Source organism: Coralliovum pocilloporae, from assembly GCF_030845175.1.
Lineage (GTDB): Bacteria > Pseudomonadota > Alphaproteobacteria > Rhizobiales > Cohaesibacteraceae > Coralliovum > Coralliovum pocilloporae.
In genome coordinates this window covers 1496496-1508630 of the sequence record NZ_CP132542.1, presented here as the reverse complement: position 1 = coordinate 1508630, position 12135 = coordinate 1496496, and the positions used below count along the sequence as shown (strand labels likewise).

Here is a 12135-nt window from a genome sequence, read left to right as displayed (position 1 = left end):
GGTGTTTGATCGATCAGGCAGGTCGCTTGTAGGTGATTGTCTGGAAGCGGCAGGACAGGGAATCATACAGCAGGAGTTTACCCACCAGACCGTCGCCGATCCCGACAATCTCCTTGATCACTTCAAGGGCCTGCATGGACCCAATAACGCCGGTCAGGGCACCGAGCACGCCCGCTTCCGAGCAGGATGGAATAGAACCGGGCGCTGGCATATCCGGGAATAGATCGCGATAGCGGGGATTCAGTCTGCCATCCCTGTCCCGCTCATAGGGTTTCAGGGTCGTGATCGACCCGTCAAACCGCCCGACCGCGGCTGTGATCAGCGGTTTTTTCTCAAGTTCGGCTGCATCTGACGCAATGTAGCGGGTTTCGAAATTATCAGATCCCTCGACGATCAGATCATACTGGCTAATCAGGGATCTGGCATTCTCCTCGCTGAGGCGAAACGGATGGGCCTCCACCGTGACATTCGGGTTCAGGCGTTTGACCGCAGCCTTTGCGCTCTCCACCTTCAGAACATCCACTTTGTCCGTGTCATGAATGACCTGTCTCTGCAGATTGGAGAGAGAGACGATATCGTCATCTGCAATGCCGATTGTGCCCACTCCGGCTGCCGCCAGATAGGCAATTATAGGCGCTCCAAGACCGCCAGCACCAATCACCAGCACCCGCGCAGCCTTGAGTTTCTGTTGCCCCGGCCCACCCACATCATGCAGCACAATGTGTCGGGCATACCGTTCCAGTTCGTCACTATTCAGCATCATGGGGCGCAGATTACCGACTAACGCTCTTCAGTCCAATGCGAAATATCAAAAGGCCCTAAATCCCGATCAAGCTCGTGCGATCCCAGGCTGGTATGGCTCTGGCATACCCCTAGGGCAGTTTGAACGGGATGGCGATAAAACGCTGGTCCGGCCCTTCAAAACCATAGGAGAATACACTGACCAGCACCACGGCCTGATCCGGATCAGGCAGGCGTTCCGGAACCCAGATTTCTGACAGGCGATAGTCCAGCGGACAATTCCTGCTCTTCGGCACCTTGCTGTCCTGATAAAGTTTGCGAATGGCATCTGTTTCCAGATCCATAATCTCAAGCGCAAGTGCCTTCTCTGACGGGCCGGTCACATTGGCGCAAGAACTGGATGCAGGCTGATCATACACAGTCATTCTGAGATCAAACCGTCTGAGCGGCGGATCTAGCGGATTGTAGTTCGCCAGACCAAAGGCCAGCGTGTAGGGATCACCATCCACTTCTCCGATTGGCTGGCTGGCAAGACGATGGCCCGGATTGGTGAAGTTCCGATCATCAAGCAAAGACGCCGCTTCTGACAAGGCCTGCTGACGGGCACTCAATACAGATGCGACTTCATCACCCTGTGCTGCTTCATCATCCAGCAGAACCCGGATAGGCGTACCGGGCAACCAGTCATCACCTGCCAGATCCACCACATAGATGGATGAGTAGGGAAAGCCGGAGCCATCCTGAACACCATATTCCTCAAAAGCGAATAATTGCCCGCCCGCCGAAAAGCCGATGACATGCAGCCTGGCACTGTCGCCAGCCAAAACAGGTCCAGCCCATCCAAAGACCAGACCAAGAATCAGAACAAAAAGCCCTGTCAGATAACGCATTGCCCATCCTCCGCGTTCTCCGGTCACCATAGCAGAGCTGGCCCGCCGTTTGAACAAACGGAACAGTTATCCGGATCAGACCTTGCGCAGTGATACCGTATCGACCGAATGATCTTCCGCCTTGCGGATGATGAGATCAGCCCGCGGACGTGTGGGCAGAATGTTCTCTTTCAGGTTTTTGAGGTTGATATCTGTCCAGAGGCTGAGCGCGGTTTCCATCGCCTCCTCTGCGCTGATCTGCGAATAGCGATAGAAATAGGAGCCCGGATCACGGAAAGCTGTTTCCCGCAGCCGGAAGAACCGGTTCACATACCACTTCTGAAGCGCATCCTCAGCCGCATCAATATAGATCGAAAAATCGAAGAAGTCCGAGACGAAGGGAACAATCGTGCCGTCTTTCGGGCGACTGCCCTGAAGCACATTCAGCCCTTCAAAAATCAGGATATCGGGGCGATCAATTGTGATCGTGTTTCCCGGCATCACATCATAATAAAAGTGCGAATAGACCGGCGCCTTCACATTGCGGCGTCCGGCTTTCACATCCGAGACAAAGGCCAGAAGGGCAGCGCGATCATAGCTCTCCGGGAAGCCTTTGCGATTCATCAGGTTTTCCTGCTCAAGAACCGCGTTTGGCAGCAGGAAACCGTCTGTTGTCACCAGCTCAACCTTCGGGCTGGACGGCCAGCGGGCCAGAAGCGCTTTCAGAAGGCGGGCTGTGGTGGACTTGCCACCGGCAACCGATCCGGCAATGCCGATAATGAAGGGAACCTTGTGCTCTTTTGAGCCGAGAAACCGGCTGGTCGCCTTATAGAGCTCCTGGGTTGCTTCCACATAATAGCTGAGCAGTCGCGACAGGGGCAGATAGACTTCAGCCACCTCTTCAAGCGAGACCGGATCATTGAGGCTTCGCAGCCGGACCAGATCTGCTTCATTCAGGGTCAGCGGCGTATCGGCCCGGAGGTGACTCCAGGCCTCTTTGGTAAACACCCGATATGGCGAAAAATCCCGGGTGGTTGTCTGGTCCATCGCAAGACTGCCTATTGTTGACGGGACGCCTTTTCCTCAAGGCCCGTCTGCCCGGTCCGCCCGGCAAGAGTTGCCATCACGTCATCCAGCGCAACATCGGAAACATTGAGCACCACCAGCAGATGATACAACAGATCGGCGGCCTCATCCCGGATATTGTCTCGATCACCCTTCACTGCGGCGATTACGGTTTCCACCGCTTCCTCGCCCAATTTCTCAGCGCATTTTTCAATGCCCCTGTTCACCAGTGACCGCGTATAGGATGCCTCATCCTCGGAGCGGGCACGGGTCGCTATAATGGCTTCAAGTTCAGAGAGAGTGAAGCTCGTCATTGGTCGATGGTCCTTTGTCGAACAAGGGTATGAACGAAGCCGATCAGCAGCGGTCCATCCGCATGGCGATGCCCTTTGCTTCCATATGCGTTTTCGCTTCCTCGATGGTGTATTCACCAAAGTGGAAGATGGACGCGGCCAGAACGGCCGTCGCATGCCCTTCGGAAACACCTTCTGCCAGATGATCGAGGGTGCCGACACCACCGGATGCGATAACCGGCACCGGAACCTGATCGGCAATTGTCCGGGTCAGTTCCAGATCGAAACCGATACGGGTGCCGTCCCGATCCATGGATGTGAGCAGCAATTCCCCGGCCCCACGTTCAACCATATCAAGGGCGAACTCAATCGCGTCAATGCCGGTTGGTTTGCGACCGCCATGGGTAAAAATCTCCCAACGCAGCGGTTCTCCCTCAGCAGAGACCCGCTTGGCATCAACAGAGACCACAATGCACTGGCTGCCGAATTTCTCCGCCGCCTTGCGGATGAAATCCCGATCACGCACCGCAGCGGAATTGATTGAAACCTTATCAGCACCGGCATTCAGGAGATTGCGGATATCCTCAAGCGTCCGGACACCACCGCCAACAGTAACCGGCATGAAGCATTCTTCAGCGGTACGACGCACCACATCAAGGATCGTCCCGCGGTCTTCATGACTTGCCGTAATATCAAGAAAACAAAGCTCATCCGCACCAGCGGCATCATAGGCCTTGGCGCATTCAACCGGGTCACCAGCGTCACGCAGATCGACGAAGTTGACGCCTTTCACCACGCGGCCATCCTTGACATCAAGACAGGGGATGATACGGGCTTTCAACATGGCTGAGCCTCCCGGGCGGCCAGAATCAGATCCATGGTTTCCTTGGGATCCAGACGCCCATCATAAAGGGCCCGACCGGAAATGGCACCTTCAAGCTTTGCGCAATCAGGTTCAAGCAGGCGTTTGATGTCATCTATGGACGCTAGGCCACCTGACGCAATCACGGGGATGGATACCGCCTCTGCCAGAGCCAGTGTTGACGGGATATTCAGCCCCTTCAGGATGCCGTCCCGGTCAATATCGGTATAGATGATGGCTGCAACACCGGCATCTTCGAACTGTTTTGCCAGGTCGATTGCAGTGAGCTCTGACGTCTCGGCCCAGCCTTCAACAGCCACATTGCCACCCTTGGCATCAATACCAACAGCCACGCGACCGGGAAACAGGCGACAGGCCTCGCGGACCAGATCAGGGTCCCGCACAGCGACCGTGCCGAGAATGACGCGGCGGATACCCTTTTCCAGCCAGGTCTCAATTCCAGCCAGATCGCGGATACCCCCACCGAGCTGAACCGGATTGGTGGTGCTGGCAAGGATTGCCTCAACCGCAGCGCCATTGACGCTTTCGCCCGCAAAAGCACCATTCAGATCAACCACATGCAGCCATTCAAAGCCCTGATCCTGAAAGGCCTTTGCCTGGGCACCGGGATTATCATTGAAAACAGTTGCCTGATCCATATCGCCGAGCTTGAGGCGAACACACTGACCGTCTTTCAGATCGATTGCTGGAAACAGAATCATGGAGCCCACCTCATGAAGTTGGCGATCAGTGACAGACCGAGTGTCTGGCTTTTTTCAGGGTGAAACTGGGTGCCAATCATATTGTCCCGTCCAACTGCCGCGGTCACTGATCCGGCATAGTCTGTCTCCGCCAGCACATGATCCGGTGACGCTGTCCTGAAGTGATAGGAATGGACAAAATAGGCGTGAAGACCATCTGGCCCGGTCGGGATACCGGCAAAAACCGGATGATCATTCCGCACGTCAATGATGTTCCAGCCCATATGCGGCACTTTCAGACCCGGGTCGGCTGGCTCGATCGGACCCACATCCCCCGGAATCCAGTTGAAACCCTCTGTGGTCACATGTTCAAGCCCGCGGCTGGCCATGAGCTGCATGCCAACGCAAATGCCAAAAAACGGGCGTCCCTTGCTGATAACTGCCTCCTCAAGGGCATCCCGCATGCCGGAGACAGCCTCAAGCCCATGACAGCAATCGGCAAAAGCGCCAACTCCTGGCAAGACGATCCGGTCGGCGGCAGCTACCTCGTCTGCGGAAGCGGATACGGAAACCTCCACATCGAGACCCGAATCCCGCGCTGCACGGCGAAAAGCCTTCTCGGCCGAGCGCAGATTGCCCGAGCCATAATCAATAATTACGAGTTTCATCCTTTGGCCTCAGGTTGAGGAAACAGTCCAATGATGCCATCTGACGGCACGGGCCGCCCGGTCGATGCAGAAGATTTCACAGCCATGGTTGCCGGGTGATCAAGCTGTCCAAACCAGTGAGACAGAAACCGGGCTTCGCATTCCTCACGATCATGCCCGGTGACCACACCGAGTTCTTTGTATCCCCTGCGCAGAAGTGCACTGGTGTGCAGCGATGTCGCCTCCAGTGCCAGATACAGAACCACAAGACTGTGCAGGATCACCAGACCAACCGGATGCATGACACCTGACAGCATATAAAGACCCAAAAGGGCCAGGCCATAAGCCAGCAGTTCAAGCCAGAGTCTGTTCCAGATAAGCCAGAGCGCAGGAAAAGCCGCCGCCAGAACCGAAAAGCCGTTTTTGACAAAGACACTTCCGTCTACAAAGGCTTCCGCATCAGAGAGGTCTGAACCACGGGCGAGAACCGTGTAGATTGCCATAGGATCAATCCCCGAGCTGGCCTTTGGTCGATGGAACGGCATCGGCCCGGCGCGGGTCGATTTCCACAGCCTCTCTCAAAGCGCGGGCCAGAGCCTTGAAGGCGCTTTCCGCAATATGATGAGAGTTGGAGCCATAGAGGCAGGTCATGTGCAGGGTCAGCCCGGCATTAATGGCAAAGGCGCGAAACCATTCCTCAAACAGCTCTGTATCGAACTCACCGATTTTCGGGCTTGGGAAGGATGCATCCCAGACCAGAAACGGACGACCGGATACATCCACACTAGCCCGTGTCAACGCTTCATCCATCGGCAGATAGCAATGGGCATAGCGACGGATGCCCTTCTTGTCGCCAAGAGCCTGCTTCAGTGCCAGACCAAGCGCAATGCCCACATCTTCCGTTGTGTGGTGCATATCGATATGCAGATCACCCTTGGCGCGGACTTTCATGTCAATCAGGGAATGTCGGGACAATTGTTCGAGCATATGGTCGAGAAAGCCGACACCGGTTTCGATGTCAAAAGCTCCCGTACCATCAAGATTGATGGAAACGGAGATATCCGTCTCATTCGTTGTCCGCTCAGATGCGCCCTGACGCATGATTGTTCTCCTAATCCACAGGCCAGATCTCAAAAAGCCTGCTCCGGGCGCGTTTTAGCAGGCTAAGACAGGAAAAGAAACCGACTCTGTAGCGGTTTTGGCCACGCAATCCCCATAGTCTGTTCCCTTACTGATTGGCATTCCAGTGCCGACCTCTTACATAGTGAGATCAGGATTGCCGCAGGATGCGGTACAAACCAGCAAGAGTGATCTATGACGACGATTGTTACAGTGCGCAAGAACGGCAAGGTGGTCGTGGCCGGAGACGGACAGGTCAGCCTCGGTCAGACTGTGATCAAGAACAATGCCCGGAAGGTGCGGCCATTGGGCAAGGGCGATGTCATCGCCGGTTTTGCCGGTGCAACGGCAGATGCCTTCACCCTGTTCGAACGTCTGGAAGCCAAGCTTGAACAATATCCAGGCCAGCTGATGCGTGCCTGCGTGGAGATGGCCAAGGACTGGCGGACAGACCGCTATCTCAGACGGCTTGAGGCCATGATGATCGTGGCTGACAAACAGACGACACTGGTTCTGACCGGAACAGGCGATGTTCTTGAACCGGTTGACGGCATTACCGGCATCGGATCAGGCGGCAATTTCGCTCTGGCAGCAGCCCGTGCCCTGGCTGATGTGGAACCGGATGCAGAAACGATTGCACGAAAGGCGATGGCGATTGCCGCCGATATCTGCGTCTACACCAATGATTCTCTGGTGGTTGAAGCCCTGGATGAATAATCTGGCCCCTGTGACTATCCCTTACGGATAACGGATCTTATAAAGAATGACGAATTTTTCCCCCCGCGAAATTGTTTCAGAGCTTGATCGCTTCATCATCGGCCAGGCTGATGCCAAGCGCGCTGTTGCCATTGCACTGCGCAACCGCTGGCGTCGTCAGCAACTTGAAGGACCTCTGAAAGAAGAGGTTCTGCCAAAGAATATCCTGATGATTGGGCCAACCGGTGTCGGCAAGACAGAAATTTCCCGCCGCCTCGCAAAACTTGCCAATGCGCCCTTTATCAAGGTGGAAGCGACCAAGTTTACCGAAGTGGGTTATGTGGGCCGTGATGTTGAACAGATTGTCCGTGATCTGGTTGAGACCGCCATTGGTCTTGTGCGTGAGGAAAAACGCAAGGACGTAAAGACCAAGGCCCATACACTGGCTGAAGAGCGCGTTCTGGATGCTCTTGTGGGTGACACGGCAAGTCCGGCAACCCGTGACAGTTTCCGCAAGAAGCTCCGGGATGGTCTTCTTGATGACAAGGAAATCGAGGTTGAGGTTGCCGCAACGCCGCAAATGCCGAGCTTCGATGTGCCCGGCATGCCGGGTGCCAGTGTCGGTGTCATGAACATTGGCGACATGCTGGGCAAGGCCTTTGGCGGTGCCACCAAAACCCGCCGTACGACGGTGCGGGATTCCTATGATCTTCTGATTACGGAAGAATCCGACAAGCTCCTGGACGAAGACCAGCTTACAACAGAAGCCATTGACCGGGTGGAAAACAACGGCATCGTCTTTCTGGATGAGATCGACAAGATCTGTGCCCGTGAAGGCCGCAGCAGTGATGTCTCCCGGGAAGGCGTGCAACGCGATCTGCTGCCGCTTATTGAGGGCACCACCGTATCAACCAAACATGGTGTGGTGAAAACAGATCATATTCTGTTTATCGCTAGTGGAGCCTTCCATGTTGCAAAGCCGTCTGACCTTCTTCCGGAACTGCAGGGCCGTCTGCCGATCCGGGTTGAGCTTCAGGCTCTGACCCGCGATGATTTCAAGGCTATTCTGTCCGATACGGAAGCCAGCCTGCCCAAACAGTACAAAGCGCTTATGGCAACGGAAGACGTGGATCTGACCATCACCGACGATGCCATTGATACCATTGCCGAGCTGGCTGTGGAGATCAACGCATCGGTAGAGAATATCGGAGCGCGCCGATTGCAGACCGTGCTTGAGCGTATTCTGGACGATATCTCATTCACAGCGCCTGATCGCGCCGGGGAAACCATCGTGGTCGATGCGGACTATGTGAACACGCATATTGGCGATCTGGCGCGTAACACCGATCTCAGCCGCTATATCCTGTAAGTCTTTCGGGGTGATTTGATTATTGAACCGGTGCAGAGCAATCTGTGCCGGTTTATCTTGGGTCAAGATTCATTCGAAAACCGAACACACTTTTCGGGACTATGCTCTATCAGACGTCGTCCTTTGCCGCAGCGATCTGCACTTCCCGGATCAGTCGCTCACAACTTTCTGCCGACAGGCCGCGGATCTTCTCAGCCAGAAGATTACCCAGCTCGGTTGCCTGGGGCTCAAGACCACTGGTGTCAATCGTGACTTTCGGGTCCGAACGCTCTGCCAGACGCTGGATCTCTTCCGCCTCATCCCAGATCACATTGAAATAGGAAATCACGCGCTGGACAAAATACCAGTTCGGCTTGCCTCTGTGGCCATGCTCCAACGCAGAGAGATACGCACTGGATACTTCAAGCGCTTTGGCCATCTCTTTCAGAGTAATCTGGCGCATAGCGCGCATTTCCCTGAGTTTAGCGCCAAATGGCGTCATCAGGTTCTCCCCTCCCTGCGACGTCGTATTCTTATATAGAGAGCACCGGCTCCGCCGTGGGAAAGATGCGCCTCTTCAATACTTACGACAAATGGCCGAAGATCCGGCTGCCTCAACCATTGAGGCACGACTCTCCGGAGAATTCCTGTGTCGCCCCCCTCCCCCTTTCTAGTTCCTTTTCCGGTAATGACAAGGGCCAAGCGATGATCATTCTGATGGCATCGGAATAAAAATCCCCGCAAGGCCATATGTGCTTCGGCCTGGGTCATTCCGTGAAGATCAATTCGGGCATCAATAGAAACACGACCCTTGACCAACTTGCGCCTGAGACGCTGTTCCAGCGGCGCCAGAGGCTTTATGTGAGGTATTGAGGGGTTGGTTCCGGTTTTTTTTATCTGCTCAGTGGTTTTGGATAAACCGGATAAGCCGGCTAATTTTTTGATTTCACCGGGTATTTCGGTCGTCTCCGATTCAGAATTCTCTTTCACGGGACCGTACCGCCCGTCCAGCGGCGTGACTGTTTTTGCAACAGCATTCCAGACTTTCAGATCATCGTCTGACAGATGACCAAATCGGCGGCGCGACTTCTTCATGGCTGCTTTGAACCCGGATTTGGCACCAGCAGAAACATGATAGCAGGGTGTTTTATGGCCCCGGCAATCTGACCGTTATCCGGACCGGAACCTGTAAAAATATCACCCCGGGCCGGGCCGATAATCGCAGATCCGGTGTCCTGGGCGATCATCAGCCGGTTGACTGATTCGGGAGCGGAACGGACATCACCAAGATCCGCGCCCACCCAAACCGGTGTTCCGAATGTGTGCAACGTCCGATCGACCGCAAGACTGCGCCAGGGCACCAGTGGCACATTTGCAGCTGCAACAGGACCAAGGTGAGCCTCCGCCTCGTTTTCCCTGAAAAAGATAAACGACCGGTTCTGCCACATGAGATCATTGGCTTTATCCGGGTGGTCTTCGAGCCAGTCCCGGATGCTGTCCATGGTGACAGACTCGCGCTCAAGCTCTCCCCGTTCAATCAGAATGCGGCCGATGGGGGTGTAATCATGGCCCGACTTGCCATCGAAACCCACACGCATCATCGACCCGTCAGTCAGTTCTATGCGGGCAGAACCCTGAAGGTGAATGAAAAACGCATCAATCCGGCTTTCCAACCAGACAAGTTCAAGACCCTGATCGTCCAGAGCGCCGGTTTCAACAGCCTTTCGATCAAAATGAGGGACAAGTCCCTCGTCCGTCTGCCTGCCGAACCGGATTCCATCGCGCCCCGCTTCGGCATCCCGGACTTTAACCAGATCCGCAGGACGCCTGAGCAGAGGCACCGTATAGAGATCGGAAGCTGTTCTTGATCCGTTGACCGTCGGCTCGAAATAGCCGGTGACAAAACCATCAGCCACTATTCTGTGGGGAGAAAAATGGGTCTCGAAGAACGCCCTGGCCTGTTCTTTCGTCTTTACACCCGTCTCTTCAAGCGCCTTTCTGCAGACCTCTTGCAGATCGATGCCCGATATACCCAGATCTCTTGTTTTGGGGAGAGAGTGTCGAGCCTGATGACAGGAATTCAGAAAGGTCTGAAAAGCTTCCAGATGATCATCGTCAGACCACCCTGAAATATCATCAAACAAAACCGGTTGTAGCCGGTCATCAGCTTGAGCTGGGGCAGGAATATCCATCGTCAAACAAACCGCAAAACCAAGAAAGGCCAGGATCGATCTCATCGGGGAAGCCATGAAGTCGATCCGCCTTCATGATCAGACCGCTTCTGTAGCGATCAGTTTCCAGTTTGGATCCCGCGACTTGAGCGGTCGAGCAAAGGTCCAGATGTCCTTCACGTCGACAATCTGCTCCGGATCACCATCCACAATGGCCCCGTCTTCATTCTTGGTCGCAGAAATGAGCTGACTGGAGAACTGTACGGTAACCTGAATTTCCTGATCCACAATCATGACGGCTGCAAGCTGGGCCTTGTCTATACCAATAAAGGTAAAATCGACGGTTTCCTGGCGAGATTCCCTGTCATCAATGGCACCGGAGAAACTGTCAAAGACATCCTTGCTCAGAAGAGACTTGAGAGTCTTGCGGTCACCGGATGAATAGGCTGTCACAATCATCTCATACGCCATACGCGCACCATCAAGGAAAGGCTCAGGATGGAAGTTGTCGTCCTTCGACATCAGATCGGTGATCTGATCGAACAATGGCGTATCAGGGTCTGCAAACTTGGAAAGCTGCTCTTTCAGTTCCTCCTCATCAGACCCGGAAGCCGGTGCTTCTTCTTCGCCATCCCGACGGGGAAGAGCGATAACATTGTCATTGGCCTGACGGGAATCTGTCTTCTGCTGATAAGGATTGCTCTCGTGGTGGGAGCGCTCATTGCCCGTGCGACGCCCAAGAATACTGCGAAGATAGGCGAACAGGACCACAGCCAAAATCAGAAAGAATAGACTCGTAAAACTCATTGGCTGAATGATCTCCCGGCCAGAGTGACGTCCGATTGTATCAACCGGATCTGCTTTAATCCTGATATGTCAACGGTACCGCCGACAATCAAGTTTAGAATTTCATTCTATCCATAGCAATTCGCTCCCAAAAGAAAAGCCCTTCCTTTGCAGCAAACGCATTGAAAACACCCGATCCGACGACCTACCGCGACAATTTCTCGCAAACTGTCGTGATCAGGCCTATATAGGGGGCTCAATCAACGAGATCATTGATACGCTATGCCACTGACCATCATACCGCTTCTGCTGCTTGGTATTCCCATTCTTGAGATTGCCGTCTTTATTCTTCTGGGCGATGCAATCGGCCTCTGGGCAACATTGCTGATGATTTTTGTCACAGCCGTGATCGGCAGTATCCTTTTACGGATGCAGGGCTTCGGCCTGATGCGGACCATCCAACAGGAAACAGAGGCCGGGCGTATTCCCGGAGAAGCGCTGGGTCATGGTGCCATGATCATGGTTGCCGGTGTTCTGCTGCTGACCCCCGGCTTTGTCACAGATGGACTTGGCTTTCTGCTGTTTATACCCCAGTTCCGCCGGGCGTTGTGGGCTGTCATTCGATCAAAGATCACCGTGGCATCCGTTCATGCCAGCCATTCCTATGGTGGTGCCCGTCACTCCCACAGGAACAATGGACCTGTGGTCGATCTTGATGAAGAAGATTGGGATGTGGCCGAAGAGCCCGGAAAATCCGACCCTTCCTCTCCCTGGCTGGATGACAAAACCAGAGATTAGCATCCGTCTTCAGGGTGCCAGTCTTGTTTTCCGAGCCCA

General features: G+C 54.5%; 16 protein-coding genes. 3 read left to right on the top strand and 13 right to left on the bottom strand.

What is annotated here, in order from left to right:
* Positions 1 to 13 precede the first annotated feature (13 nt).
* From moeB to hisB, 9 genes are all read right to left on the bottom strand, one after another.
* Positions 14 to 763 (bottom strand): molybdopterin-synthase adenylyltransferase MoeB, encoded by a 750-nt coding sequence (gene moeB / locus RA157_RS07050; RefSeq protein ID WP_350335763.1) that lies wholly within the window; start codon positions 761 to 763, stop codon positions 14 to 16.
* 109 nt (positions 764 to 872) lie between these two features.
* Positions 873 to 1631 (bottom strand): DUF2259 domain-containing protein, encoded by a 759-nt coding sequence (locus RA157_RS07045; RefSeq protein WP_350335762.1) that lies wholly within the window; start codon positions 1629 to 1631, stop codon positions 873 to 875.
* Positions 1632 to 1706: 75 nt separating this feature from the next.
* A complete protein-coding gene (gene coaA / locus RA157_RS07040) occupies positions 1707 to 2657 on the bottom strand; it encodes a type I pantothenate kinase (RefSeq protein WP_350335761.1) in 951 nt (316 codons plus the stop codon).
* Positions 2658 to 2668: 11 nt separating this feature from the next.
* Entirely contained in the window at positions 2669 to 2989 is a 321-nt protein-coding gene (locus tag RA157_RS07035; protein ID WP_350335760.1) for a phosphoribosyl-ATP diphosphatase, read from the bottom strand.
* Between the two features lie 43 nt (positions 2990 to 3032).
* A complete protein-coding gene (gene hisF / locus RA157_RS07030; RefSeq protein ID WP_350335759.1) occupies positions 3033 to 3812 on the bottom strand; it encodes an imidazole glycerol phosphate synthase subunit HisF in 780 nt (259 codons plus the stop codon).
* Complete coding sequence (gene hisA, locus RA157_RS07025) at positions 3806 to 4552, bottom strand: 1-(5-phosphoribosyl)-5-[(5-phosphoribosylamino)methylideneamino]imidazole-4-carboxamide isomerase (protein ID WP_350335758.1); 747 nt, start codon at positions 4550 to 4552, stop codon at positions 3806 to 3808. Before hisA ends, hisF begins: the two co-directional genes overlap by 7 nt.
* Complete coding sequence (gene hisH, locus RA157_RS07020; protein WP_350335757.1) at positions 4549 to 5199, bottom strand: imidazole glycerol phosphate synthase subunit HisH; 651 nt, start codon at positions 5197 to 5199, stop codon at positions 4549 to 4551. Before hisH ends, hisA begins: the two co-directional genes overlap by 4 nt.
* Positions 5196 to 5681 carry a DUF2628 domain-containing protein gene (locus RA157_RS07015; protein WP_350335756.1) on the bottom strand — a complete coding sequence of 162 codons (486 nt, stop codon included), beginning with the start codon at positions 5679 to 5681 and terminating at the stop codon, positions 5196 to 5198. The genes hisH and RA157_RS07015 overlap by 4 nt, the downstream gene beginning before the upstream one ends.
* 4 nt (positions 5682 to 5685) lie before the next feature.
* The gene (gene hisB / locus RA157_RS07010; protein WP_350335755.1) at positions 5686 to 6279 is read right to left on the bottom strand and encodes an imidazoleglycerol-phosphate dehydratase HisB; all 594 of its coding nucleotides are present in this window, start codon (positions 6277 to 6279) and stop codon (positions 5686 to 5688) included.
* Positions 6280 to 6492: 213 nt separating this feature from the next.
* On the opposite strand from hisB, the gene hslV reads away from it, so the two are divergent.
* Together hslV and hslU are read left to right on the top strand one after the other, a co-directional pair.
* Positions 6493 to 7014, top strand: coding sequence for an ATP-dependent protease subunit HslV (gene hslV / locus RA157_RS07005; protein WP_350335754.1), 522 nt, complete (start codon positions 6493 to 6495; stop codon positions 7012 to 7014).
* Between the two features lie 46 nt (positions 7015 to 7060).
* Positions 7061 to 8362 (top strand): ATP-dependent protease ATPase subunit HslU, encoded by a 1302-nt coding sequence (gene hslU, locus RA157_RS07000; RefSeq protein ID WP_350335753.1) that lies wholly within the window; start codon positions 7061 to 7063, stop codon positions 8360 to 8362.
* Between the two features lie 109 nt (positions 8363 to 8471).
* On the opposite strand, the gene RA157_RS06995 is transcribed toward hslU, so the two are convergent.
* From RA157_RS06995 to RA157_RS06980, 4 genes are read right to left on the bottom strand one after another with little or no spacing between them, the layout of a single operon-like run.
* The gene (locus tag RA157_RS06995; protein ID WP_350335752.1) at positions 8472 to 8843 is read right to left on the bottom strand and encodes a helix-turn-helix domain-containing protein; all 372 of its coding nucleotides are present in this window, start codon (positions 8841 to 8843) and stop codon (positions 8472 to 8474) included.
* Positions 8843 to 9436, bottom strand: a complete 594-nt coding sequence (locus RA157_RS06990) for a Smr/MutS family protein (protein ID WP_350335751.1) — start codon at positions 9434 to 9436, stop codon at positions 8843 to 8845. The genes RA157_RS06995 and RA157_RS06990 overlap by 1 nt, the downstream gene beginning before the upstream one ends.
* Complete coding sequence (gene mltA / locus RA157_RS06985; RefSeq protein WP_350335750.1) at positions 9433 to 10590, bottom strand: murein transglycosylase A; 1158 nt, start codon at positions 10588 to 10590, stop codon at positions 9433 to 9435. The genes RA157_RS06990 and mltA overlap by 4 nt, the downstream gene beginning before the upstream one ends.
* Positions 10591 to 10611: 21 nt before the next feature.
* Complete coding sequence (locus RA157_RS06980; RefSeq protein ID WP_350335749.1) at positions 10612 to 11319, bottom strand: Tim44/TimA family putative adaptor protein; 708 nt, start codon at positions 11317 to 11319, stop codon at positions 10612 to 10614.
* Between the two features lie 261 nt (positions 11320 to 11580).
* Between RA157_RS06980 and RA157_RS06975 the strand changes: the two genes are divergently transcribed.
* Positions 11581 to 12096, top strand: coding sequence for an FxsA family protein (locus RA157_RS06975; RefSeq protein WP_350335748.1), 516 nt, complete (start codon positions 11581 to 11583; stop codon positions 12094 to 12096).
* The last annotated feature ends 39 nt before the right edge of the window (positions 12097 to 12135 follow it).

Coding starts and splice junctions, on each gene's coding strand:
- moeB (WP_350335763.1), bottom strand. CDS start 763: ATGATGCTGAATAGTGACGAACTGGAACGGTATGCCCGACACATTGTG.
- RA157_RS07045 (WP_350335762.1), bottom strand. CDS start 1,631: ATGCGTTATCTGACAGGGCTTTTTGTTCTGATTCTTGGTCTGGTCTTT.
- coaA (WP_350335761.1), bottom strand. CDS start 2,657: ATGGACCAGACAACCACCCGGGATTTTTCGCCATATCGGGTGTTTACC.
- RA157_RS07035 (WP_350335760.1), bottom strand. CDS start 2,989: ATGACGAGCTTCACTCTCTCTGAACTTGAAGCCATTATAGCGACCCGT.
- hisF (WP_350335759.1), bottom strand. CDS start 3,812: ATGTTGAAAGCCCGTATCATCCCCTGTCTTGATGTCAAGGATGGCCGC.
- hisA (WP_350335758.1), bottom strand. CDS start 4,552: ATGATTCTGTTTCCAGCAATCGATCTGAAAGACGGTCAGTGTGTTCGC.
- hisH (WP_350335757.1), bottom strand. CDS start 5,199: ATGAAACTCGTAATTATTGATTATGGCTCGGGCAATCTGCGCTCGGCC.
- RA157_RS07015 (WP_350335756.1), bottom strand. CDS start 5,681: ATGGCAATCTACACGGTTCTCGCCCGTGGTTCAGACCTCTCTGATGCG.
- hisB (WP_350335755.1), bottom strand. CDS start 6,279: ATGCGTCAGGGCGCATCTGAGCGGACAACGAATGAGACGGATATCTCC.
- hslV (WP_350335754.1), top strand. CDS start 6,493: ATGACGACGATTGTTACAGTGCGCAAGAACGGCAAGGTGGTCGTGGCC.
- hslU (WP_350335753.1), top strand. CDS start 7,061: ATGACGAATTTTTCCCCCCGCGAAATTGTTTCAGAGCTTGATCGCTTC.
- RA157_RS06995 (WP_350335752.1), bottom strand. CDS start 8,843: ATGACGCCATTTGGCGCTAAACTCAGGGAAATGCGCGCTATGCGCCAG.
- RA157_RS06990 (WP_350335751.1), bottom strand. CDS start 9,436: ATGAAGAAGTCGCGCCGCCGATTTGGTCATCTGTCAGACGATGATCTG.
- mltA (WP_350335750.1), bottom strand. CDS start 10,590: ATGGCTTCCCCGATGAGATCGATCCTGGCCTTTCTTGGTTTTGCGGTT.
- RA157_RS06980 (WP_350335749.1), bottom strand. CDS start 11,319: ATGAGTTTTACGAGTCTATTCTTTCTGATTTTGGCTGTGGTCCTGTTC.
- RA157_RS06975 (WP_350335748.1), top strand. CDS start 11,581: ATGCCACTGACCATCATACCGCTTCTGCTGCTTGGTATTCCCATTCTT.